At 64.5% G+C, this 25,374-nt stretch carries 16 protein-coding genes; 5 read left to right on the top strand and 11 right to left on the bottom strand.

Annotation, left to right across the window (positions count from 1 at the left end; all coding sequences use genetic code 11):
* Window positions 1-59 precede the first annotated feature (59 nt).
* The 7 genes from EOD43_RS11225 to cysS all read right to left on the bottom strand — a co-directional run bounded on the left by EOD43_RS11225 (window position 60) and on the right by cysS (window position 14,830).
* Window positions 60-4,289 carry a multiheme c-type cytochrome gene (locus EOD43_RS11225; protein WP_127743817.1) on the bottom strand — a complete coding sequence of 1,410 codons (4,230 nt, stop codon included), beginning with the start codon at window positions 4,287-4,289 and terminating at the stop codon, window positions 60-62.
* A gap of 8 nt (window positions 4,290-4,297) precedes the next feature.
* Window positions 4,298-6,181, bottom strand: a complete 1,884-nt coding sequence (locus EOD43_RS11220; protein ID WP_127743815.1) for a hypothetical protein — start codon at window positions 6,179-6,181, stop codon at window positions 4,298-4,300.
* Window positions 6,182-8,284: a heme-binding protein gene (locus EOD43_RS11215; RefSeq protein ID WP_127743813.1), complete on the bottom strand. Its 2,103-nt coding sequence runs from the start codon at window positions 8,282-8,284 to the stop codon at window positions 6,182-6,184.
* Window positions 8,281-9,675 (bottom strand): cytochrome c family protein, encoded by a 1,395-nt coding sequence (locus tag EOD43_RS11210; RefSeq protein WP_240653156.1) that lies wholly within the window; start codon window positions 9,673-9,675, stop codon window positions 8,281-8,283. Before EOD43_RS11210 ends, EOD43_RS11215 begins: the two co-directional genes overlap by 4 nt.
* A gap of 123 nt (window positions 9,676-9,798) precedes the next feature.
* A complete protein-coding gene (locus EOD43_RS11205) occupies window positions 9,799-11,235 on the bottom strand; it encodes an aldehyde dehydrogenase family protein (RefSeq protein WP_206363518.1) in 1,437 nt (478 codons plus the stop codon).
* Window positions 11,236-11,406: 171 nt separating this feature from the next.
* Window positions 11,407-13,062, bottom strand: coding sequence for an acetolactate synthase large subunit (locus EOD43_RS11200; RefSeq protein ID WP_127743807.1), 1,656 nt, complete (start codon window positions 13,060-13,062; stop codon window positions 11,407-11,409).
* 241 nt (window positions 13,063-13,303) lie between these two features.
* Window positions 13,304-14,830, bottom strand: a complete 1,527-nt coding sequence (gene cysS, locus EOD43_RS11195) for a cysteine--tRNA ligase (RefSeq protein ID WP_127743805.1) — start codon at window positions 14,828-14,830, stop codon at window positions 13,304-13,306.
* 94 nt (window positions 14,831-14,924) lie between these two features.
* Here cysS and EOD43_RS11190 point away from each other — a divergent pair, with 94 nt between their 5' ends.
* Entirely contained in the window at window positions 14,925-15,242 is a 318-nt protein-coding gene (locus EOD43_RS11190; protein WP_127743803.1) for a hypothetical protein, read from the top strand.
* A gap of 60 nt (window positions 15,243-15,302) precedes the next feature.
* Window positions 15,303-17,246: a TonB-dependent receptor plug domain-containing protein gene (locus tag EOD43_RS11185; protein WP_127743801.1), complete on the top strand. Its 1,944-nt coding sequence runs from the start codon at window positions 15,303-15,305 to the stop codon at window positions 17,244-17,246.
* Between the two features lie 44 nt (window positions 17,247-17,290).
* On the opposite strand, the gene EOD43_RS11180 is transcribed toward EOD43_RS11185, so the two are convergent.
* From EOD43_RS11180 to EOD43_RS11170, 3 genes are all read right to left on the bottom strand, one after another.
* The gene (locus tag EOD43_RS11180; protein WP_127743799.1) at window positions 17,291-18,448 is read right to left on the bottom strand and encodes an amidohydrolase family protein; all 1,158 of its coding nucleotides are present in this window, start codon (window positions 18,446-18,448) and stop codon (window positions 17,291-17,293) included.
* A 228-nt stretch (window positions 18,449-18,676) separates the two neighbouring features.
* A complete protein-coding gene (locus EOD43_RS11175; protein WP_240653155.1) occupies window positions 18,677-19,357 on the bottom strand; it encodes a hypothetical protein in 681 nt (226 codons plus the stop codon).
* A 43-nt stretch (window positions 19,358-19,400) separates the two neighbouring features.
* Window positions 19,401-21,458, bottom strand: coding sequence for an adenylate/guanylate cyclase domain-containing protein (locus EOD43_RS11170; RefSeq protein ID WP_127743795.1), 2,058 nt, complete (start codon window positions 21,456-21,458; stop codon window positions 19,401-19,403).
* A 159-nt stretch (window positions 21,459-21,617) separates the two neighbouring features.
* Between EOD43_RS11170 and EOD43_RS11165 the strand changes: the two genes are divergently transcribed.
* On the top strand, window positions 21,618-23,027 hold the full coding sequence (locus tag EOD43_RS11165) for a DNA recombination protein RmuC (protein ID WP_420822439.1): 1,410 nt from the start codon (window positions 21,618-21,620) through the stop codon (window positions 23,025-23,027).
* Between the two features lie 13 nt (window positions 23,028-23,040).
* Here the strand turns inward: EOD43_RS11165 and EOD43_RS11160 are convergent, their stop codons facing one another.
* Window positions 23,041-23,406: an STAS/SEC14 domain-containing protein gene (locus EOD43_RS11160; protein WP_127743791.1), complete on the bottom strand. Its 366-nt coding sequence runs from the start codon at window positions 23,404-23,406 to the stop codon at window positions 23,041-23,043.
* Between the two features lie 68 nt (window positions 23,407-23,474).
* Here EOD43_RS11160 and EOD43_RS11155 point away from each other — a divergent pair, with 68 nt between their 5' ends.
* Window positions 23,475-24,029: a cysteine hydrolase family protein gene (locus EOD43_RS11155; RefSeq protein WP_127743789.1), complete on the top strand. Its 555-nt coding sequence runs from the start codon at window positions 23,475-23,477 to the stop codon at window positions 24,027-24,029.
* A gap of 125 nt (window positions 24,030-24,154) precedes the next feature.
* Window positions 24,155-25,372 carry an FAD-dependent oxidoreductase gene (locus EOD43_RS11150; protein ID WP_206363517.1) on the top strand — a complete coding sequence of 406 codons (1,218 nt, stop codon included), beginning with the start codon at window positions 24,155-24,157 and terminating at the stop codon, window positions 25,370-25,372.
* Window positions 25,373-25,374 lie beyond the last annotated feature (2 nt).

Raw genomic sequence — 25,374 nt, 5'->3', positions numbered from 1 at the left:
ACCAACTCAATTCCAGATTCTCGCTGAGATCCCGGCCTCCGCCGGGATGACGACGATAATTAGCGCCTGCGCGCGGTCGCCGATCCGCTTGCCTTCGCCGGCAGCCAGTCCGCAAACGTAGGCGTGTCGCTGACCTTCCACGGGTTGCCGCGGCTGTCGAGGAACAGCTTTTCCATCTCGCTGCGGTGGAAGGGGCGCGAGCCAAGGCGGCCGAAGATTGCGATCTGGTTGCCGCTTTCGTCGACGCCGCGATCGCGATCGAGGCCCTTGGACAGCGCGAGCGCGGGGGAGGTGGTCTTCACCCAGGCGATCAGTTCGGGCTTGGGCGCGGGCGAGAAGCCGTAGAAGTTGGGCTGGCTGTCCGGGCTGGTCAGCTGGATCACCTTCAGGCCGTTCCGCCCGTCCGCGACATAAGCGAAGAGCGAGGCGTTGGTGGTGCCGACGATCACGTCCTCGGCATCGTTCAGCTTACCGTCGAAACCGACCTTCATGTAGAGCTGCGGCGCCAGCGGCTTGCGGATGTCGACGATGACGAGGCCGTCATTTTTCGCCGCGACATAGGCATAGGTGCGCGCCAGATAGACGCGGCGCGCATCGGCCAGCGGGAAGATGGCGGGCGTCAGCACCGGCTTGTCGAGATGCGTGACGTCGATCAGCTGGAGGCCATCCGCCGTCGTCACCCACAGATAGCGGAACTGGAGCGCCGAGGCGCGCGCATCGCGCAGCGGCACCGTCGCGGCCAGCTTCGGACGGATCGGATCGCTGATGTCGACCACGACCATGCCCGCATCGGCCGCGATATAAGCGTAATTGCCGCCGATCGTGATGTGGCGGGCACCCTTGAGCACGTTGCCATCATTCCAGGTCGCCGAGCGCTTCAGGAAGTTGTTGCGCGGATCACCATCGGCCAGCGTTTCGACATTGACGACGATCAGCCCTTCTTCCGAGTCCGTGACGAAGGCGTAGCGATACAGCTCCGCCATCTTCTGTTCCTGGTTCTCGGGGTAGAACTTGGTGATCTGATCGTTGCGCTGGGTGCTGATCGCCTGGCCGGTGGGCAGCGCCATGCAGGTCGCATTCTTCGACTTGACCGTGGTGTTGTGGCCAAGCGGGGAGAAGGGCGCGGTCAGGATACGCTGCGACGTGCCCTTGTTGGCGATCGACGCGACGTCATAGACCTCGAACCCGCCACGGCCCTGCGCGGTGAACATATATTCGCCGCGCAGCTGCAGGCAGCGCGCCGCATCGGGCGTCGGGTGGGTCGTGTTGGCGAACTCCTCGATCGAGTCATCCTCACCCGAGAATTTGTTGCCGAAGCGGGTGCCGCGCTTCCACTCGATCAGCTCGCGATTGTGGTCCTGATGCGCCTTGTACCAGTCGGGATAGGCGTACTTATGCAGGTAGCTACCGATAACGGCCTGCGGCTCGCTCCACTCGGTCACGCGCACCGCCTCGATGCCATGTTCCAGCCCGGTCCAGGCGTTCATGCCGACGAAGTTCACGAAGTTGGTGCCCAGCACCATCAGCTGCGCCATGACGGCGTTGTTGTCGTCATTCGCGCTGAGATGGCAGTCGGTGCAGGTCTTCGTCTCGGTCTTGCGCACCGTGTGCGGGAAGTGCGGGGCGAAGGCCTGGCTCGAATAGCCCGCCGACGAGATTGGCGGCTGCTGGATATAGATGCGCTCGCGGTTGATGTTGGTCGACGAGAGGACCAGCGCCGAGGTCGAGCGGATCGGGGCGACGATATTGCCCTTCGTGGTCTGGTGCCGGCCGATCTGGAACATCTCGTCGCGCGCGACCTGCGGGTTGTAGGTCGCGAAGTTGCGGCTCTCGATGCCGTCATATTTGTGGCCGGTCGTCTTCCAGTTCGCCTCGATCGGCAGGTGGCAGCCGCCGCACGACGTGGTCCACGACAGGTGGCAGGTGAAGCACGCCATATTGTCTTCGGTGTGCGCGCGCTCCGACTTCGGAACGCCCGGACCCCAATCGAATTTGCCGGTTTCCGAGCCGTTCTTCGACATCAGCTTGGCGCGGGCGGCCAGCGGATTGAAGTGGCTGCTGCCGCGATCGACCGACTGGGCAACCAGCGAAACCTTCCACTCGATCTTCGGATCGACCAGCGAGCGCTGGATCAGCGTGCGTTCGCCATTCGCCTCGGTCACCCACTCGAAGCGGCGCTTGCCGTCGGGGTTGCGCAGCAGGGCGAGGTTGGTGCCGCCCGGACGCGCCGCCGGACCCGAGGTGAGCAGGGTGGGGAGCGCATCGGCGGTGCCGTGGCAGTCCTTACACCCGATCTCGATCGCATTGGCGACTTCGCCATAGAGGAAGCCGCTGCCGTGGCTGTCCTGCGCGAAGTGGCAATCGGCGCACTGCATGCCCTTTTCGGCGTGGATGTCCATCATGTGGACCGCCTTGCCCTTCTGCTCGCCGACGGGGGCAAACTCGCCCATGCCGTGCTTGCGGAATTTCTCGGGATCGTTGGGGTCGATGATGTGCGACGTTTCGGTCCCGTTGGTCGCCATCTTGCCCCAGGCGTCGAGCAGATTGCCGTCGCGATCGCGCTTGTAGATCGCACGGAAGTTCCAGCCGTGGCCGTGATAGTCGGCGAACTGGGTGTCCTTCGCCTTCGGGTTCACATCGTCATAGACGCGGCGCAGGAAATCGACGTCGGACCATTTGCCGATGGCGGCGGCGGCTTCGGGATTGCGGTCGATCACCGCGAAACGCTCGGCCGCGGTCGGATATTTCTGCTTGGCCGGCCACATCAACGGCGCGTCGGATTCATAATCCCACATCGTGTAGCCGAGGTAGCTGTTCAGGAAGATGTTGGGCTGGTGCATGTGGCAGTTCATGCACTGCGCGGTCGGGATGGCGCGGGTGAAGGCGTGCTGGATCGGGTGACCCTTTTCCTTCATCGCGCCGACCGGGTGGGCCGGGGTCGCATGATCGCCATGCGCCGCGGGGCTGGCATGGCCCTTTTCGGCGGGTTCATGCCCCTTGGCCGACGAATGCGAATCGCTGCCATGTTCGGTGGCCGTATCATGGCCGCCCTTGGCGCCGTGCTCTGCGCCACCGCCATGACCGCCGCCCTCGTGGTGGTCGAGTTCGGGGCGCTCGATGAGGTCGCGGATCGTCGGATCGACCGTCGCGGTCTGCCCGTCGCGGCCATATTTGGCGTAGATCAGGCTGTGGGTCGGCTCACGATCATTGGCATAGACGACGTGGCAGCCCGCGCAGCCCGAATGGCGATAGTCGCCCGGCTGATCATTGGTGCCCATGAACCACATGAACGGATCGTTGAGGCGGGTCTTGTGGATGTTCAGGACCGGAATGGCGGTGCGCAGGCCGGTGCCGGGGCCGCGGTTCGACTGCTTCAGGTCGGGGCGGCCCGGTTCCTCAAGGCGCTGGATGCTGCCCGACGGATTGGGCAGGCCGATTTCGGAGAATTGGCTGCTGATCACGCGGCCGCCGCGTTCGAACACGCGGAAGATGTCGGCCGGCGGAATCACGTGCCAGGTCGGCAGCGGATAGAAGATGGGGAGGGCGCCGCGCGCCTTCTGTTCGGGCGTGACCGATCCGACCGCGGTGCCAGCGCCGGGCGACTTCAGGATCGCGGGTTCGCCATGCGCGGTATAAGCCTCGCCGAAGCTGTAATTCTTGTAGGGCAGGATGCCGTTATTATAGGCCGCACCGCCCCACAGCATCGCGCCGGTCGACATCAGCGATCGTTCGGCGGCGGTGATGATCTCCATGTGGCACGCGCCGCAGGCATCGCGCGCGACGCGATAGTCGGACGGGTTCACGAAGCGGATATATTCGGGCGATTCCTTGTTCAGCAGCGTGTAGCTGCGCTTCGGATTGGCCGAGGAGGGCCAACGCCAGGCGATCGGATAGCGGGGCAAAACGTGCGCCTTGTCGCGCGCGGCGACATAGGCCGGGTCGTTCGGCCCGCGCGAAGGATCGCCCGAAATCTTGTTGTTGCCGCCGTGGCAGTCGGTGCAGCTGAGCACCACCGCCTGGCTGTCGTGCATCGTCTTGCGATCGCTCTGCGTGTGACACGACATGCAGCCGGCATTCTTGCTGTCGGCGCCCTGGACGCCGTCATGATCTTCCCAGAACTGGGTGCGCGGGGCGGGGCCGACGCGGACGAGGCTGTAATCGCGTGCGACGGGCTTCTCGCCCTCGTTCGCGGTCAGCGGAGAAGTGGCGAACAACGTCAGGCACGCCGAGAGCGCGACCACGCATCGCGCCGCCCAAGCCACCAGTCCCTGTCGCCCCAAAGTTCGCATCTAATCCCTCAAAACGTCAGGATCGCATTGAAAAGTACGGAATAATAACGCTTCTGGCCCTTCGAGTTGGTGAAGAGATCCTTGAAGCCCTTACCCGGATCGAGCACCGCGCCCGACAGGCGGAACACCGCATTCTGGACCATCGCCGGCCGGTAAACGATCGCGGTCGACAGATCCCAGCCGATCGACTTGGGAATGCTGTCTTCGACGCGCAGCGCCTTCAGCGTCTCGGTCGTCGCGAACCACAGCCGGTTGAGCTGCGGCGAAATGCGCAGCTGTGGCAGGACGTCCAGATCGGCGCCGACGCCGGCCAGAATGGTGCCCGGATTGTTGAAGTTCGACTGCCCCTGATCCTTCGACGAGCGCAGATCGTTGAGCAGGCCGTTACGCTGGCTGACGTTCACCACGCGCCCGCCGCCCGCGAACGGGATCGACTGGCGGATCCAGTAGCTGGTGTCGGCGCCGGCGAAGACCGGGTTTTCGAAGATCGCGTCGAAGCCGGTTTCGGTGTTGTCGTACGGCTTCTTGTCGCCGCTGGCGTAGAGGCCCGACAGCTTGAAGCGCATCCAATCGACGTCGTAGCTCAGTTCGGCCGCGCCGAAGAAGCCGCGGACCTTCGCCTCGCGCGCCGTGAACAGATTGTGGCTGTCGCGGCCAAGCAGGCCATAGACGCTGGCCGACAGATTGAACCGGTTCAGGCGGCCATCGACCGAATAGCCGAGATAATAGGCCTCATACTTGCGCGGCTTCAGATCGCCCAACAGCACGGGGACGATTGGGAAGCCGTTATCGTCGACCTTGATGTCGTTCTCGCGATTGATGTTCGCGGTCGCGGAGACGAGCGAGGTCATGCCCGCGATCGGGAAATCCTGCAGGAACATGTTGCCGAACAGGATGAAATCGTCGCGCGGCATCGTCGTGACATCGTTCAGGCCGCTGTTCGTGTCCTTTTCCAGCCGCCAGATCGCCGCCAGATTATACTGGAAGCGGTTGTTGTCGCGGTTGCCGAACAGGCGAATGCCGAGCTGGTTGTCGTTGAACAGAAAGCCACGGAAATCCGCCTGGAAGGGCTGGATCCCGATGCGCAGCGAATCGAAATCGTAATGATCCGACTTGTTGCCGAGATGCTTGTCGATGAAGAGTTCCTGCACACCAACGAACTGGTCGGTGCGGTGCGTCTTCTTCGAAGGCTCGACGTTCAGGACGCGGCGTTCCTGCACGTTCACGTAATTGACGTTGAACGCGAGGGTCAGCCGATATTCGATATCCGGCGGCTTATACGCGGTCGAACCCTTGATGAGCGCGACCGAGCCGATGAAGGTCTGCGCCGCGACCAGGCTTTCGCCGCGCCCGAAGACGCCGTTCTGCTGGGGCCGCTCGACCACCTGACGGCTCGCAGGCGTCGGGAAGTTGCGCGGTTCGACGATCGTGTCGGAAATGCCCGACAGCACGAAGAACCAGTCGTCGCCGTGGATCGGCAGCCAGGACGGGATCTTGTCCTTGGCGATCGGACGATCGCCCTTCAGGAAATTCTGGTGATAAGGATCCCAGCGCGAATGGCAGACATTCTGGATGCCGATGAAGCCTTTGTCCGGGCACAAAGCCTTGGCCAGACGCCAGCGGTCGGGAACCGGAAATTCCTCACCGGTGAACGCTTCGGGCGGGGGCGGGGCCACCGCGCCGACATTGTTCTGGATGATCGGCGCGGGCAATTCGGCCTGCGCGCCCGGACGACGACGGCCGTCGATCGACTGATCCTGCGCCGGTAGTTCGACCGGCTCGACAGCGGGCGCCGCCTCCGGTGCGGGCGCTTGCGCGGCGGCGACGGCCTCGTCGGGCGCGGCGGCGATCAGCGCCACCGCCTGCATCAGGGAGGGGAGCATGCTCGCCATCTACTTGCCCGAACAGATGTCCAGGGTGGCGGAGGTGCCGACAAACTCCTGCACCGGACACTGCACATAAGGCAGCTTCGCGCCATTGGCCTGCGAGAAGGAAATCTGGCTCGCGCGCATCGCCAGCGGCGAAAGACCGACGCTTAGCGGACGCTGGCTGCCGTTGAAGGTGCCGAGGAACGAGATCATGTCGTCCTGGTCGATACCGTCGCCCGAAATGCCGATCGCGCCGACCAGCACATTGCCGCGGTAAATGGGCGTGCCGCCGGGGAAGATCTGGATGCCGTTCTGCAGGCGGTTCTGCGCGGTGCCCGAAATGGCCGGCGTCGTCGTGCAACGCTGCGGCGTATCGGTCGCCCCGCCCAGGATGAAGCCGACATGCTGGAGGATGTTCGGGGTGACGAGCGTGCTCTGCAAGCCGACCGAGAAGGGGCTCCATGCCGAGAAGGGGCGCGAGAGCGGGCCGTTGGGCTTGCCGACTTCGCCGTCCGGGAAATAGGGGCGGGCGACAAGACCCAGCCAGCGATCAGAGACGCCGTAGCCGCCGCTCAGGATGTTGTTCTGCGCGGTGAAGCTCTGCATCGCGGCGACATAGCTCGCGACCGAGGGGCTGCCCTCGACGCCCGGATTGGGATTGCCGGTAAGGTCGGCCGCGGCGCGCGGGTTCGAGAAGAAGGCGGCGGTGCGCGCCTTTTCGAGCGACACGTCGATGCCGAAGATCGGGGCGTCGGGCGAACGGACGACCGCGAGGATCGAGCCGCGCGTGTCGACGATCGAGAGCGAGACCTGCGCACGGCTGTCATCGGGCTTGCGGATCGCGGCGCGCGCCTTCGACATCACCAGGAAGGCTTCTTCCTGGATCGCGCGGACTTCGGCGGCGGTCAGCGGCTGCGCGACTTCGGCGGCGTCGGTGCCGGCGCGGATCGGGAAGCGGTTATTGCCCGATCCGTCGGTCAGGATGAAGGCATCCGGGTTGGTGATGACCGTGCCGGCGCTATGTTCGGCGGCGGTCGCAAGGCGGACGCCCGAGGCTTCGGTGCCGTAGGTCGTGCCATCGAGCAGAGCGGCCGCGCCCGTCTGCGCATAATAGCCGCGCACCGGGGTCAGGCTGCCCAGCGTGCCGTTGATCGCGGTGAAAGCGCGGGCATTGGCCGGGTTGCTGCGCAGCCCGTCGGTGGTCGCTTCGCTATAGGCGAGCAGGGTGCCGTCGATCGAGATGCGGTTCGCGCGGATCGCGTCGGGCGCCTCGTAACCGATCGAGCCGGCAAGGGCGATGAACTCGTCCGGATCATTGTCGGGCGCGACCGAATTGCCGTCATAGCTGTAGAGACCGTCGGACATCACGCCGAGGCCGCCGACGACGACGCCATTCTTGTAGAGCGGGATGCCGCCCGGATCGGCCGAGAGGCCCAGCGGCGAACGCTTCGGGCCGATCTGCGCGGCGACCATGCGCTGCAACTGGGTGACGGCGTCCATCAGGAAGCTGCCGCCCGGCGTGTAATGGGTGTTGAGGTCCGAACAGGGCGTCGAGCTGAACTGCACGCCGAACAGCGGACCGCTTTCGAGGCCGATCGTGTTCGGGGCCTTCGGGAAATGTTCCTGGACGATGAAGCTCGCCGTCCGGGTCGAGAAGGCGTTGCCCGACGAGGAGAGATAGGCGCCGGTCACGGCCTTGGCTATCGCGCCGGCGACGAGGACGCTCGCATCCGGGGCGGCGGCGGGCGGACCCTGGACCAGACCTTCGAGATCGCCGCGCGTGACGGTGCGTTCGCTTGCCTGCGTGCCGACGGTCAGGATCTTGGGCGCGCCGTTCATCGTGAAGACGCCCAGCACGTTGCCGACGCGGTCCGTAACCGCGATCACGGCGGGCTTGCCGCGCGCGGCGGCTTCTTCGGCGGATTGCGCGATGATCTTGCCGACGTCGGCGCTGGTCAGGTTCTGCGCGGAAGGCGCGGTGAACACGCTGCTGGTGATCGTGATGTCAGGCGTCGCCGTCGACGGCGGGAGGCCGCCGTTCGAATTGGACGAGCTCCCCCCGCCGCCGCAGGACGCGAGTGCGAAGGAAAGCGACGTTACGAACGCGGTAAGCCGGGATACTTTCATCGAAGCGCCCTGATCGAGGCAGCAGCCTGGGAGAGGGCCGTGCGGAATTCCGCAGGCCGATAATCATTCGAGTCGTTGACGGCGCGATAGGCGCGATCGATCGACCCGCGCACGCCCTTGGCCTGGCCCGCCGTGGCATAGCCATTGTGGACCATCGCGTTGAGCAGCGTGTCGAGCGCCATCACGGCCTGCACCGAACCTTCATAGTCGGTGAAGCGCGGCGCGGTGGCGGGGCCGGCGATCGTATCGACGATCTGGATAATGTCGTTGCGACCGAAGCTGGTGCGGCTGAAGGCGTCGGCCAGCGACTGCGCGGTCGCGCCCAGCTTCAGGCCCGCCTGCACCGCCGAGGAGCGATCCTTGGCGAGCGCGGCGTGGAACGCCTTGCTGTCCGCATCGAACTTCGCCGCGAGGCCCGGTGCTGCGACCTTCGCCGCCGCCGAGAGCATGATCATGTTCTCGTCGTTGAAGGCGGGCATGCCGGCCGGGATCGGGCGACCCGGATTGGCGACCCAGCTGACCTTGCCGCCCTTCGGCCCGTCCTGGAACTGGCGGTGGCAGGTCTGGCAGTCGAAGAAGTAGATTTCGGGGAAGACGCCCTGGGTGCCGAGCTTCGGGTTGGCGAACAGAGTCACCGCGCGGTTCACCGCGGTCGCCTGACCGATCGCCCACATCTGGACGTTCGAGACGCGGCCCTTGCGGCGGATATAATCGGCGTCCTCATCCCAATGCTGCTGGAGCGCGGAAAAGAGATCGACTTCGAAGGCGACGCGCGGATGGCCGGCGGCCATGATCCGGTGCGACACGAACTGGCCGGGCTTGTCGCTGCCGAAGTGGCAGTCGAGGCAGCGTTCGGCGCGGGCGCGCGGCTGATCGAGCGGATAGAGGCCGCGCGAGACATTCGCCGCATGCGTGCCGTTCACCGCATAATGCGTGGAGAGCCACTGGCCGGCGCCGCCATGACAGGCTTCGCAACCTACGCCGTCGGACACCTGGAAGCTGGCAGCCTTGCCCGCATAAGCCGGATCGGCGTGGCAGCCGAGACATTCGGGCGCGCTGGTGGCGGGGCCGATGCCCAGCTTCGCGGCGATCGCCTGGCCACGCGGTTCGGCGAGGACGGCGAAGGCGCGGCTATGGCTGCCCGCCGGGCTCGACGGTTCCTGCCAGCGGAGAAGTTCGTCCTGGCGCACGACCTTTCCGGTCGGTTCGCTGCGGCCGTGACAGGTGGAACCCGCGCAGGATGCGACACCAACGTGCAGCGCGCGCGAAGCGGGGGAGGAGGCCGAAGCCTGCGCACGATCGGTCCAGCCGCCAATCGCTGCGAGCGAAATCAACGCGGTCGCGAGCAGCGCACACAGCCCCGCATAGACCAGTGACAGCTTGCCTGACACTCTGCCCCCCAATTCGGCGCTCCCTGTAAAGCCCCGTGCCGGCGCGTAACGATTGACCACCCCTGGTTATCGTTACGCTATTTCCTGACGTTCTTATTGCCGGAAACGCAATTGATCAACGTCTTATACTTGCTTGCGTCGTATCACGAGGTTGCGGATTTCGGTCATGTCCTCCATCGCGAAGCGTACGCCTTCGCGTCCAAGCCCGGAATCCTTGACGCCGCCATATGGCATGTTGTCGACACGGTAGCTGGGAACATCGTTCACCACGACACCACCGACGTCGAGTTCGTCCCACGCATCGAGCACTTTGAAGATGTCGCGTGTGAACACGCCCGCCTGAAGCCCGAACTTCGAGTCGTTCACGATATCGAGCGCTTCTTTCCACTCGCGGAAGCGAATCAGGAAGGCGACGGGGCCGAAAGCTTCCTCGCGATTGATCTTGGTCGCAGGATCGACGCTTTCGAGCAGAGTCGCCTCGAGCATCGCGCCCTCGCGCTTGCCACCGCACAGCAGGGTCGCGCCCTTGGCGGTGGCTTCCTGAATCCAGGTGTCGAGGCGAGTCGCCTCCTTCACGTCGATCATCGGGCCGACGAAGGTTTTCTCGTCGTGCGGATTGCCGGCGATCAGCGTCTTGGTCTTCGCAACCAGCTTCGCCTTAAACGCGTCATAGACCGCGTCGTGGACGAGGATGCGCTGCACGCCGATGCACGACTGGCCCGATTGGTAGAAGGCGCCGAAGACGGTGCGATCGACCGCATCGTCCAGATCGGCGTCGGCATCGATGATGACGGCTGCATTGCCGCCCAGTTCGAGCACGACCTTCTTCTTGCCCGCGCGCGCCTTCAGATCCCAGCCCACGTCGGGCGATCCGGTGAAGGAGAGGAGCTTGAGGCGATCGTCGGTTGTGAAGAGGTCCGCGCCGTCGCGCGCGGCGGGCAGGATCGAGAAAGCGCCCTTGGGCAGGTTCGTCTCTGCCAGCACTTCGCCCATGATGATCGCGCCCAGCGGGGTGCGGCTCGCCGGCTTCATCACGAAGGGGCAGCCGACCGCGATGGCGGGCGCGACCTTGTGCGCGGCGAGATTGAGCGGGAAGTTGAACGGCGAGATGAACGAGCAGGCGCCGATCGGCACGCGCTTCCAGATGCCCTGATAGCCCTTGGCGCGCGGCGAGATGTCGAGCGGCTGCACCTCACCCAGCATCCGCACCGATTCCTCGGCGGCGATGCGGAAGGTGTCGATCAGGCGGCCGACTTCGCCGCGCGAGTCGTTGATCGGTTTGCCGGCCTCGATGCACAGCGCGTAGGCCAGTTCGTCCTTGCGCTCGGTGAAGCGATCGACGCAATGCTGGAGCACGGCCTGCCGCTCATAGGACGCCATCTTGCGCATCGGCTCCTCGGCCGCATGCGCCGCTGCGATGCCTGCCGCGATCGTCTTGGCGTCCGCCAGCGCGACGCGGGTCGCGACCTCGCCGGTGAACTTGTCGGTCACCGCCAGATCGGTGTTCGGCTGCTGCGCCTCGTTCGCGAGGTAGAGCGGGTAGGTGTCCTTGAGCTTCATTGCGTCCAACCTTTGCACCCCTCCCTGCAAGGGAGGGGAAGGGGGTGGGTGGCGAAGCCGGAGGCTCGAAGCCTCCGGCGTAGCTTTGTGCGACGAGCGGCGATGCTCGCGACTTCGTCGCTCGCACCCACCCCTCAATCCCCTCCCTAATAGGGAGGGGAAGCAGGAGTTTTAACCCTCGACCGCCTTGCTCAGCGTTTTGATGTCCTTGTTCAGGATCTGGTCGTTCTCGCTATAATCGACCGGGCAATCGATCAGGTGGACGCCCGGCGTATCGAGGCATTCCTTCAGAAGCTTCGGCAGATGCTCGGCGCTTTCGACGCGGTGGCCCTTGGCGCCGTAAGCTTCGGCATATTTCACGAAATCGGGGTTGCCATAGGTCAGGCCCCAATCCTCGAAGCCCATATTCGCCTGCTTCCAGCGGATCATGCCGTAGCTGTTGTCGTTCAGGATCAGCACGGTGATGTTGAGGCCGAGGCGAACCGCGGTCTCCATTTCCTGGCTGTTCATCATGAAGCCGCCGTCGCCGCAGATCGCCATGACCTTGCGATCGGGATAGACCATCGCGGAGGCCATCGCCGACGGCAGGCCCGCGCCCATCGTGGCGAGCGCGTTGTCGAGCAGGACGGTATTCTGTTGGCGCGCCTCATAATTGCGGGCGAACCAGATCTTATAGACGCCGTTGTCGAGGCAGATGATCCCGTCCGACGGCATCGCCTTGCGGATCTGGCGGACCAGATGGGGCGGGAAGATCGGGAAGCGGGCGTCGCCTTCGAGCGACTTCGTATGTTCGACTTCGGCGGCGCGCGCCTTGAAGCAGAAGTCGAAGTCCCACTTGCCCGAAGGAACGATGTCCTCCTTCATCTGCCAGACGGCGTTGGCGATATCGCCGATCACCTCGACATTCGGGAAATAGACCGGATCGACCTCGGCCGATCGGGTGCTGACGTGGATCACCGGGCAGCCACCGTTCTTCATGAAGAAAGGCGGCTTTTCGATCACGTCATGGCCGATGTTCACGATCAGATCGGCATGCTCGATCGAACGGTGGACGAAGTCGCCGGCCGAAAGCGCCGCGCAGCCGAGGAACTTCGGGTGCGTCTCGTCGATCACGCCCTTGCCCAGCTGGGTGGTGACGAAGGGGATGCCCGTCTTTTCGACGAACTGGAGCAGCATGCGACCGGTCAGCTTGCGGTTCGCGCCCGCGCCGATGACGAGGATCGGCGACTTGGCCTGCTCGATCATCTTCACCGCGGCGCGCACGCCCTTCGATTCCGCGAGCGGACGGCGGATCAGCGAGGGCTTGAGCGGGGTCGAATCGGTATGCTCGTCGGCGACGTCTTCCGGAAACTCGATATGCGTCGCGCCGGGCTTTTCCTCTTCGGCGAGGCGATAGGCTTCGCGGACGCGGCTCGGGATATTGTCGGCCGAGGCAAGCTGGTGCGTGAACTTGGTGATCGGACGCATCATGTCGACGACGTCGAGGATCTGGAAGCGGCCCTGCTTCGACTTCTTGATCGGCTTCTGACCCGTGACCATCAGGATCGGCATGCCGCCGAGCTGCGCATAGGCCGCCGCGGTGACGAAGTTGGTCGCGCCCGGCCCGAGCGTCGCCATGCAGACGCCGGTGCGGCCGGTATGACGGCCATAAGTCGCGGCCATGAAGCCGGCGCCCTGTTCGTGGCGGGTGAGGATCAGCTTGATCTTCTTCGAGCGCGAAAGGCTGTCGAGCATGTCGAGATTTTCTTCGCCCGGAACGCCGAAGATATATTCGCAGCCCTCTTCCTCAAGGCACTGGATGAACAGATCGGATGCCTTCGTGGCCATGAACTTGCCTCCCCCTGACAGCGCCGCTGCCCCGCGGCGAACTGAATGGGGAGGATTGCTAAGTCATTTCAGGCGGGCCGAATAGAGGCTTTGTTGCTGTCATAGTGACGACATGGAAACTTCATGTCGCAGAGGCGGCCTCTACTTGCCGTCATCCCGGCGGAGGCCGGGATCTCAGGAGATAGGGAGATGAGGTCGAGGCAGGAGCCGCCTGAGATCCCGGCCTCCGCCGGGATGACGATTACAGGCTGAGCATCCAATCCCAGCGCATATCGCCGGCGCCATCCATTACCTGCACGCCCTTGGCCGCGAGTTCGTCGCGAATCCGGTCGGATTCGGCAAAGTCCTTCGCGGCGCGTGCTGCCTGACGTTCGGCGATCGCGGCCTCGATTTCGTCTTCGGACGCGGTGGCATCGTCGGGCCGCTGGCGCAGGTCGATGCGGCGCGTGGCGAGCAGGTTAAGGCCGAGTGCGAGGTCCATCGTCGCGACGAGGCGGAGCCGTTCCTCGGCCGGGATCGCCTTGGCGGTGGCCGCCTGTTCGATCAGGGGCAGCGCCTGCGGGACCATCAGGTCGGCCGACAGCGCCTCGTCAAACTGGTCGATCAGCTTGGCGGCGGGGGCGGACAGGCCCGCCTCGATCACGCTGCGCTGATAGGCGAAGGCCGCGCCCTTCGATTTCTCGCTCTCGGCGACCAGCGGCAGCCAATCGGGATCGCCGACTTGTGCGCGAACCTGCTCGACCGCCAGCACGAGCCGGCCAAGCCGGGTCAGCGCCGCCGCCAGGGCCTCGGGCGAGAATTCCAGCTCGCTGCGATAGTGCGCCGAGAGGCAGAGCAGGCGATAGGCGAGGGGATGGACGCCCTTTGCGATCACGCTCGCCAAGGTTGCGAAGCCGCCCTTCGATTTCGACATCTTCCCGCCGCGATCGACCAGGAAATTGTTGTGCATCCAGAAGTTTGCGCCCGACTTTTCGGAGCCGGTGAACGCCTGATTCTGCGCAATCTCGTTGCAATGGTGGATCTCGCGATGGTCGATCCCGCCGGTGTGGATATCGAACTGCGCGCCCAGATATTTCATGCTCATCACCGAGCATTCGAGGTGCCAGCCCGGCGCGCCCGGACCCCAGGGCGAGAGCCATTCCATCTGGCGCTGCTCGCCGTCCGCCGAGCGCCGCCACAATGCGAAGTCGGCCGGATTGCGCTTGCCCTCCACCTCGGCGATGCGGCCGACGACTTCATCGCCGCGCGCACCCGCCAGACGGCCATAATCGGGCACCTTCGACGTGTCGAAATAGAGGCCGCTGTCGAGTTCGTAGGACGCGCCATGCGCCTCGATCTCACGCGCGAAGGCGATCATGTCCTGGATATGATCGGTCGCCACGCTCCAGATTGTCGGCGTGCGGATGTTGAGCGCCGCCAGATCGGCCTTGAAGGCATCGGTGTAGAATGCCGCGATATCCCAGATCGTCCGGTTCTGCCGCGCGGCGGCGGCCTCCATCTTGTCGTCGCCCGCATCGGCATCCGACGTCAGATGCCCGACATCGGTGATGTTGATGACGTGATTGACCGGCCAGCCCTTCCAGTTGAGCACCCGGCGCAGCGTATCGGTGAACACATAAGCGCGCAGATTGCCCAGATGGGCGAAGTCATAGACCGTCGGCCCGCAGCTATAGACCCGTGCCATATCCGGATCGATCGGCGCGAATGTGCGCGTCGAACGGGTGAGGCTGTCGAACAGCATCAGGGGGGCGCCGGTGGGCTGGGTCATCATCGGTCTCTTTGTTGAACCGGCGAGGCTCTAGAGGAGCGGAGCGGCTTGCACCACCCTTTCGCTGGACGCGGCACCGCGATAAGGAAGCGGCGTGCGCCATCTGCTCAACCTTCTGATCGCGATCACCATGATCTGGTGCGGTTCGCATTGGTGCGGCGAGGCGCAGGCTGCCGAGCCGACGGGCGAGCTGGCCTTCCTGCTCGACGACCACATGGCCGGCGACAGCGACGATGCGGACAAGGGGCGGGGCGCCGTGCATGGCGGCCATCACCATTGTCCGCTCGCGATCGATCAGCGCCTTAATGGTGGCGACGCCGTTCGTCTGGTTGCGGCCAAGCCGGTCGCCCGCTCGATCCGCGCGCTGATTCCACGCGGCACGATGCCGCTGCTGGAGCCGCCATCCGCCTGAACCGATCCGCCCGCGCCGCTTTGCCGGCGCGATCGTGACATCGAGTTCAGGAACAATTTCATGCCCATTTTTACGAGGCGCGCGCTCGTCGCGAGCGCGATGCTGTGCGTCCACCTTCCCGCCTTTGCGCAGGAGGTGGAGGCCGAAGAATCCGAAGACATCGTCGTTCAGGCCACCCGATCGGGACGGCGCGTTCAGGACGAGCCGGTTCGCGTCGAGGTGATCGATCGCGAGGAGATTGAGGAAAAGATCCTCATGAAGCCCGGCAATATCGCGATGATCCTGTCCGAAACCGGCGGATTGCGCGTGCAGGTGACGTCGCCTGCGCTTGGCGCGGCGAATATCCGCGTGCAGGGGATGGATGGCCGGTTCACGCAATTGCTGGCCGATGGCCTGCCGCTCTATGGCGGGCAGGCATCGTCGCTGGGCCTGCTCCAGATTCCGCCGACCGATCTGGGTCAGGTCGAGGTGATCAAGGGCGCTGCCTCCGCGCTCTACGGCGCATCGGCGCTGGGCGGCGTCATCAACCTCGTCTCGCGCCGTCCGGGCGACGCGACGGAGGGCGAAGTCCTGCTCAACGCCACGACGCGGAACGGGCAGGATCTGACGGCCTATGCCGCGACCCCGATTGGCCCGAACTGGGGCGCGTCCCTCACGGGCGGCTATCACCGGCAAAATGCGCAGGATCTGGACGATGATGGCTGGATCGACATGGCGCGCTTCCGCCGCTGGACCGCGCGCCCGCGCCTGTTCTGGACCGGCGATGACGGCGGTTCGCTGTTCGTCACCGCAGGCGTGATGGACGAGACGCGGATCGGCGGTACCTTGCCCGGTCGCACCGTACCCGATGGGACCAGCTTTGCGCAGACGCAGGATACACAGCGTTTCGATGGCGGCCTTGTCGGGCAATTGCCGTTGGGGGAGGGCGACACCGCGCTCCATATTCGCGGGGCCGGCATGACGCAGAAACACCGGCATCGCTTCGGCGATGTCGTCGAAAATGATCGGCACGGCACCTTGTTCGGCGAAGCATCTTTGTCGGGGAAGATGGGGGGCACCAACTGGGTCGGCGGTGTCGCCTGGCAGGAGGATCGCTTTCGATCGAAGACGTTCGGCGCGTTCGATTACACCTATCGCGTGCCGGGCCTGTTCGCGCAGATCGAGCAGGATTTGCTGAGCGAACTCACCCTGAGCGCGAGCGCGCGGACCGATTTCCACAATCGATATGGCACGCAGTTCAGCCCGCGCCTGTCGCTGCTTTATCGCACCGGGCCGTGGACGGTGCGCGCATCGGGCGGGCGGGGCTTCTACGCGCCAACGCCTTTCGTAGAAGAGATCGAGGCGGCGGGGCTGTCGCGGCTCGAACCGCTGGGCAAGCTGAAGGCGGAGGTCGCGCAGACGGCATCGTTCGATGTCGGTTATAAGAAAGGGCCGATCGAGGCGAACGTGACGGTCTTCGGATCGAACACCGATAATGCCACCCGGCTCGATGTGATCGCGGTGGATCGGGTCCGCCTCGTCAACACGCCGGGCGTGACGCGGATTCGCGGTGGCGAGGCGCTGCTGCGTTATCGGTGGAACGCCTTCACCGTGACCGGCAGCTACGTCCATATCCACGCGAGCGAACCACAGCCGGGCGGAATCGGACGGCGGATCGTGCCGCTCACCCCGCGCCAGACCTTCGGGCTGGTCGGCATGTGGGAGGAGCATGACAAGGGCAGGGTGGGCGTCGAGGTCTATCACACCGGGCGGCAGCCGCTGGAGGACAACCCCTATCGCCGGACTTCGAAGCCCTATTTCGAGATCGGCCTGCTGGGCGAGATCGTGGTCGGCAAGGCGCGGCTGTTCGTCAATGCCGAGAACATCCTCGACGTGCGCCAGACCAAATATGACTCGCTGCTGCGGCGGACCCGCGCGCCCGATGGTCGATGGACTGTGGATGTGTGGGGGCCGACCGACGGCTTCGTGCTCAATGCGGGCGTACGCTTCCGCCTGGGCGAATAGACGGAGAAGGCCGGCGGAGGATCGCCTCCGCCGGCTTTTTCAGGTCAGGCGTTTTCGAGCCGGTAGAACTCGACCGCATTGTCGCAGACGATCTTGCGGGTCGTTTCAGCGGGCAGGTGCGCGAACTGATCCTCGATGATGGCGCTGCTGTCGGGCCACACGCCGTCGCCATGCGGGAAGTCCGAACCCCACATCAACGTCTCGACACCGATCAGGTCGACCAGCTTCGCGCCGATCTTTTCATACTGGAACGAGAAGCGGCACTGGCGGAGCAGATATTCGCTGGGCTTCATCTTGAGCCGCTTGCCCATCGCGCCGAACTTGAACTGGTCGTCCCATTCGAAGTCCATACGGTCCATCGCATAGGGGAGCCAGCCGATGCCGGACTCGCCGAAGGCAACGCGCAGGTTCGGATAACGCTCCAGCGCGCCACTGGAGATGATGCCGGCGACGATCGGGAACAGATTGACCTGGAAGGTCGACACCATCGTGAACAGGCGCGCGGGGCGATGTTCGGGATCGAAGGCCGGGATACCCGTCGGCACCGATGGGAAGGTGTGGAAGTGCATCGGCAGATCGACATCTGAGATCGCCTGCCAGATGGGTTCCCACTGCGGATGCCATAAAGGCACCATGTCCGGGCTGTGCGGCAGTTCGATGCCCGCGAGGCCGAGTTCGGCGACGCGGTGGATTTCCTTCACCGCATAATCGATGTCGTTCAGCGGCACACAGCCCAAGCCCAGCTGCCGATCGGGGAAGGGCTTGCAGAAATCCTGCGCCAGCCAGGTGTTGTAGATGTAGAGGCTCTCGCGGATCAGCGCGGGATCGCGCATCTGGAGCATCAGCGACAGCGGGCCGAAGATCACTTCGGCATCGACGCCATCCATCTCCATTTCCTTGAGGCGCAGATAGGGGTCGCTCACGCGGCGAATGCCCTTCTTGCCATCCTCGTACAGGCCGGTTTCGGCCATGCGATCGATGCGGTGATGCGCGCCGGGAACATAGGGCGCGCCGCCGCCCGAACAGCCGTTGACCAGGCCGTAGCCGATCCCGTCACCATCGAACCAGCGCCGACCATCCTCGGCATCGACGACGTGCGGCACGCGCGCCTTGAAGGCTTCCGATGCTTCCGAGACGAACAGGTCGGGCGGCAGATTGCACAGGTCCATATGGCAATCGGCCGAAATGCGATTGTACTTCATCAGAGCATCTTCCCAGTTTTTATCCGTCGCGATCGACGGTGGATCTGGGCCGATTTTTGCCGGATGGACGGGCGGTTCGCAAATCCGAAACGGCGTTCGCGCGGCCGGAATGCGTATTTGCCGCTCTATTGTCGCGTTCGCACTCGAATGAAGGCCGCAAACAGAAAGGCCGGCGGAGATCGCTCCCCGCCGGCCAGGCTGCTGCTATGCGAATGTCGTGGAGAAGCGTCAGCCCTTGGGCGTCGGCTTCGCCTCGGCGGTCTGCATCACCTGGTTGAGCTGGGCGTCGCAGCCCGCCTTCTTGAAGGTGGAGACCATCGTGTCCTTGTCCACGCCCGCGGGCGTGATGACCGAGAACTTGAGGTTGGTCGGAGCCTTGGCGCCATCCCAGCTGAGCTTGTAGGCGCCGCCATCGGTGACGGGCACGGCGACCGGCCAGGCAGCCTTGGCCTGACCTGCCGCGAACTTGATCGGGCTCGACTTGCCATCGGCGCCGGTGACGGTGACGAGCGCCTCTGCGGTCGCATCCTTGCGCCAGATCGTGACGCTGGCCGGATCCATGACGCACATGTTCGAGCTGCGGTTCATGTCGACGTACCACACGCTCGGATTTTTCGTGCCGTCGTCGCCCTTGACCGAGCGGACCGCACCGATGCGGGCCCGCTTTTCGCCGCCGCCCGCCATCAGCGCGCCCAGCGTGCTGCCGGCGGCCGCCGTCTTGGTCTCGACCGCGTTGAAGGTACCGGGGCCGGAAAGGGTGCGCGTGCTCTTGCCGTCGAGCAGGACGACGGTGTCGCCCGCCTTCAGGACGATCTTGTCACCCGCGACGGGCTTACCCACCGGGAAAGTCTTGGCCGAAGGGCCGGCTGCGCGAACGACGAGCGGGGCGGCGATGGCCGTGCCCGACAAGGCGAACGCAAGAACTGCCGCAACAAACGCCTGCGGCCGACGCTTACTTGTCCAATGCACTATAGCCTCCTGGTCCCACCTCGCGAAGTCGCTCGACCAGATTGGCGAGCGCCTTGTCATCCTTGTCCGCCGCGACCATCGCTTCCAGCTCGGCCAGGGCATTGACATCTTCATCGTCGAATCGACGCAGTAATTCAGTGAGCTTCGTCACATGTTCGGCGCCCATATGCGGCACCGGCTCAAACACCGGCATCGGTGTCGAGCGGCCGGATACCGCAATGCGGCCCATCGGTCGGAAGAAGCCCAGAGTCGACGTCTCTTCGACAGTATCACTGACGAGTGTTTTCGTCTTGAGATATTTGTTCGCGCCTTCGAGCCGCGACGCCGTGTTCATGCTGTCGCCGAGCGCGGTATATTGGATGCGACCTTCGCCGCCGAAATTGCCGACGATCGCTTCGCCCATATGGACGCCGACGCGGGTGACGCCGATCGGCGGGCAGCCTTCGGGCGCGTCACGGCGGAACTGTTCGCCCGCCTCGTACATCGCGATAGCGCACTGGACGGCGCGGTCGGCATCGTCGGGCCGGCTGATCGGCGCGCCCCAGAAGGCGACGATCGCGTCGCCCACGAACTTGTCGATCGTGCCACCATGCGCGAGTACGGTTTCCGACAGCACGTCGAGATAGCGATTGAGCAGGAAGGCGACCATTTCCGGCTCGATCTGGTGGCTGAGCTTCGTGAAGCCCTCCAGATCGCTGAACAAAGCATAGATTTCGCGCTTCTCGCCGCCCAGCGACAGGCGTTCGGGGTTCTTGAGGATGTCGGCGGCGATGTCGCGCGGCAGATATTTGCCGAGCGCGCCTTGCGCGAAGTTGCGCTGTTCCGAACCGATCCCGCGCGCGGCGGTGCCGACCGCCGAATAAGCGAAGATCCAGCCGAGGATCCAGCCGAACACCGGCAGGCCCTGCGTATCCATGCCCTTGAACTGGAGCGCGAAGGGCGCCGCGAAGACGATCGCCGCCTGCACGAGCAGCGCCAGCGCCAGCCACCACCAGCGCATGTTGGCGGTCGACGTCAGCGCGCCCATCGCGATGATCGCGATCGCGATCAGCCACAGGCCCCACATCGGGATACGCGGCGGCATGATATTGTCGAGCATCTGCGCGAGCAGATGGGCGTGGATTTCCAGCCCGATCGTGGTTTCGCCGACAAGGCCGGTGGTCGGACTTTTCATCCGCGACATCGGCGTCGTGAACTGGTCGACATCGGGAATGTTGCCGCCGATCAGGACGTAGCGGCCCTCGATCTGCGGCTTCATCGCCTCCAGAACCTCGGGCATCGCGATCAGCTCGACCGGCAATTTGTCGAAAACGGGCCGTTCCTTGTCGAGCGGCAGGCGATAGCGGATCGAGCCGTCATAATCGCGGAACTGCGGATAGCCCTGCGTCAGCGAGTTCGCCATCAGCGGCGGCAGATCGCGCGGCTGATTGGGCCAGCTGCGCATCACGCCGTCATTGTCGGCCTGCAGCCGGATGCTGGTGAAATGGACGTTGCCGGGCGCGGTCTGCTTCATGAAGTCGCGCAGGAAGTTTTCCTGATCCAGCGTCATGAAGTTCGGGTTCGACTTGTTGGTCGCCAGCCCCAGATAGGTCGGCGTCTTCATGCCCTTGAAGGCATCGATCAGGATCTGGTCTTCGGGTGTCGGCTGATCGATCAGAATATCGATGCCGATTGCCTTCGCGCCCATCTGGTCCAGCTGGGTCAGCGCTCTTGCGAGCATCGATCGATCGAGCGGGGAGCGACGGCCGGTGAGCCGCAGGGTCTCCTCGTTGAAGGTGACCATCGTGATGCGCTGGTCGGTTTCGGCCTGCGGAGCGGCGAGCACCTGGCGCACATCATAGAGCGCGCGTTCGGCATCCTGCGCCAGCGGCACATGCCAACTCCACCGCGCGAGCAGCAGGCCGATGATCAGGAACAATGCGGTTGCGATCAGGCGGGACAGGCCGATCTGCTTGATCGCCTTGCGGCCGCGCGCGACAAGACCCGCCGAAGCGCGACCCGCACGGGCACTGCTGCTCGATTGACCGGCAACTGTCGCCATCTACACTATTCCCCCGAAGGACGCGCCGTTTCCCCACGCGCCCTAAGCCCCGCTGCGTTAATAGACTTTTGCGTTCGAAAAGAAAGGGGCGTCAGCGACTTGCCATTGCCCGTAACGAGCGGGTAGGTTCCCTGTTCGTTCCTTGGTGGCGGATGGATGATGACGGTCGAGATTTTGGCGCTTTTCGTAGCGATGCTGGTGATCGGTGCGGCAATAGGTTGGGCCGTGAAGGGCCGGGGCCTCGCCGCGGTGGCGCGCGAACGCGACAATATGCGCGATCAGTTCAACCGAGCCGTCGTCGACCTTGCGGCCACATCCGAGACCGCAAAGCAGGCCGAATCGTTACGGCGCGAGCTTGGCGAGGCGCGCGACGAGCTGCGCCGCCTCGATGCCGATCGCGCCGCTCTGCTCGCCGAACGCGACGCGCGGACCCAGGCTTTCGAAGCGCAATTGGCGCAGCTCCGTGAGGCGAAGGAGCAGCTTTCGGCGCAATTTTCCGAAGTTGGCGCCAAGTTGCTCGATCAGGCGCAGCGCCAATTCCTCCAGCGCGCCGACGAGCGCTTCCACCAGCAGGGGGAAAAGAGCGAGGCGCAGTTGAAGGCGCTGCTCAATCCGGTGGAAACGACGCTCAAGCGTTATGAGGAAGGCTTGCAGCGCGTCGAGAAGGAGCGCGTCGACAGCTATGCGGGGCTGCGCGAGGCGGTCGATCAGGTGCGCGTCGGGCAGGGGCAGGTGCGTGACGAGGCCGCCCGCCTTGTCAACGCGTTGCGCGCCAGCCCGAAGGCACGCGGCCGCTGGGGCGAACAGTCGCTGCGCAACGTGCTCGAACAGGCGGGCCTCTCGCCTTATGCCGATTTCGCGACCGAGGTTTCGGTCGACACCGATGACGGCCGGCTGCGCCCTGACGTGGTCGTGCGCCTGCCGGGCGGGCGCCGCCTGATCATCGACGCCAAATGCTCGTTCAATGCCTATATGGATGCGAGCGAGGAGGTGGATGAGGCGGCGCGTTCGACCTTCCTCAAGGCGCACGCGGCGGCGCTGCGTACCCACGCCTCGCAGCTTGGCCAGAAAAGCTATTGGGATCGCTTCGGCGAGGCGGCCGACTATGTCGTGATGTACATCCCCGGCGAACATTTCCTGTCGGCGGCGATGGAGCAGGATCCGCAGCTTTGGGACTGGGCGCATGAGCGCCGCGTCCTGATCGCGACCCCGATCAACCTCGTCGCGCTTGCGCGCACCGTGGCCAGCTTCTGGCGCCAGGAAAAGCTGGCTGAGGAAGCGCGGGCGATCGGCCAGTTGGGCAAGGAGATGTTCGAGCGCCTCTCGGTCGCCGCGACGCACCTCAAGCGCGTCGGCGGCGGGCTCAACAGCGCGGTCGACAATTACAACAAGTTCGTCTCGTCGTTCGAAGGCCGTGTGCTGGTGACGGGCCGCAAGTTTCGCGAACTCAATATCGAGACGGGCGGCAAGGAGATCGAGGAGGTCGCCGCGGTCGAGGCGCTGGCCCGCGATCCGGCAGCGAGCGAACCGGCGGCGATTGCGGACAAAAGATCGGTCAACGATGCCTGATTATTTATGCGCGTCAGTGAGCCGCTTCGGGGGCTTCCAGCCACGCCATCGCTTCGAACGGCGTGGTGAAGATGCGCAGATAGGGTTGCGGCATTTCGCGCTGGATCTGCAGCTTGGCGATCGCGCTGTTGGTAATCACCGCGATCTTTCGGGCCTTGGGGAAGTCGGCCATTTCTTGCCGAAACGCGATCAGCGCCTCGCGCGTCTGAACCGCGCTTTCGCGCATATCCATGCGCAGCAGATAGCCGGGGCGAAATCCTTCGAAGAGGAAGCGGCTTTTCACGTCGCGAGTGTAGGCGGCGACGCCGTCGGCATCGAACAATCCGTGCCAGGCGATATCCAACAGGTTGATATCGTGGCGGAAGCTAACTTCGTACATGGACAGGCTTCATGCCCGCCGGGCCTTATCAAATCGCTAAGGGGCGACGCATTTTGTCGGGCACGCGGATGATCGCGGAAGCGGAAGGCGCGGTTCTCCTCCTGATCGATCTGCAGCGCGCGATCGATCATCCCGATTGGGGCGTGCGCAACAATCCCGATGCCGAGGCGAACGTCGCGACATTGCTGGTGCATTGGCGGGGCAAGGGCTGGCCGGTCTGGCACGTCCGCCATGATTCGTCCGAAGCTGGATCGCATTACCGCCCCGGTCAGCCGGGGCACGATTTCCGCGAAGGGCAGGGGCCGATGCCCGGCGAACCGGTCTTCGCCAAGCAGGTCAACAGCGCTTTCATCGGTACCGACCTCGAAATGCGCCTGCGCGAAGCCGGCCATCATCGCCTCGTCATCGCGGGCGTCATCACCAACAATTCGGTCGAAGCGAGCGTGCGCCACGCGGGCAATCTCGGCTTCGATGTGCTACTGGTCGCGGATGCGTGCTTTACCTTCGCCAGGGTCGACTGGTCCGGAATTCCGCGCAGCGCGGACGATGTTCATGCCATGTCGCTGGCCAATCTGGATGGCGAATATTGTCGCGTCATCCGCACCGGAGACATTGGCATTTAGGTCACGGCGCGGCAAAAATCGTTGCGTATCAAGAAACATCGTTGCCAACCGCGATCCCGCTTTCTAGCAATTGTGCATTGCAGCGGAGGAATCGAATGAGCGGGGCGGGGTTCGGTCGAAGGGATATGTTGAAGGCGTCGGCGGCGCTGGGCGGGCTGGCCGGATTGTCGGCCTGCGCGACCGTGCCGGCGGCCAGACTGACGGTGTTCGGGCGCCGTGCATCGGGTAAGCCGTGGATCGCGCCGATGCGGATGAACGTCGAGGAAATCGTCGACGTCAAATGCTGCATCCGTCCGTTCCGCCCGAAGGGACCGTGCCTCGATGCCGTGCCGCTGGGCGATACGCTGGTCATCCACAATTACGGGCATGGCGGCAGTGGCTGGTCGCTCAGCTGGGGTTCGGCCGAGATTGCGGTTACGAAGGCGCTGTCGGTCCTGCCGCGTGAGATTGCGGTCATCGGTTGCGGTATCATCGGCCTGACCACCGCGGTCGTCGCGCAGCGTGCGGGCCTGAAGGTCACGATCTACGCCCGCGAATTGTTCAACCGCACCCGTTCGGTCCGCGCCAATGGCAGCTGGACCCCGGATTCGCGCATCGCGCTCACCGATCCGGCGGGGCCGGGCTTCGGCGATGTCTGGGAACAGATGGCGCGCATCTCGTGGAAGGCGTTCCGTTCCTATCTAGGCCTGCCGGGCAAGCCGGTCGACTTCAGCGACCAGTATAACCTGTCCAACGAACCGATCGTTCGCCGCGAACATCCGGCCGATCCCGCCGTTGCCGACAGCTATGCGACCAAGGGCCTGCCGCAGCAGGATAGCGAGTTCGGCCATTATGCCGATCGCATCAAGGATATCATTCCCCAGGCCCGCAACCTCGAGGAAGGCGAAAATCCCTTCCCGACCAAGTTCGCGCGCACCGCATCGCAGATGCATTTCAACTTCGGCAGCTATGGGCATCTGCTGATGCAGGAGTTTTACGAGGCGGGTGGCCATTATGAGATGCGCGATTTCCACTCGCCGGCCGATTTCAAGGCGCTGCGCGAGAAGGTCGTGATCAATTGCACCGGCTATGCCGCGCGCGAACTGGTGCGTGACAATACGATCATCCCGGTGCGCGGCCAGACCGGTTGGCTGATCCCGCAGCCCGAGGCGCATTACGGCTTCCGCTATAATGACGTCTCGGTCCTGTCGAAGAGCGACGGGGTGATGATCATGAACTTCCCGCCCAATGCGGGCGAGCTGTACGGCGTGAACGACAGTACCGAGATCCCCGATCGCGCGGATATCGAGGATGGGGTGCGCAAGGTCGCCCCGCTCTTTGCCGATCCGATGTGGAGGGCATGACG

This window comes from Sphingomonas crocodyli (assembly GCF_004005865.1).
In the GTDB taxonomy this organism is placed as follows: domain Bacteria; phylum Pseudomonadota; class Alphaproteobacteria; order Sphingomonadales; family Sphingomonadaceae; genus Rhizorhabdus; species Rhizorhabdus crocodyli.
Note: the sequence above shows the minus strand (reverse complement) of the source record. Positions and strands in the feature narration are given on the sequence as shown.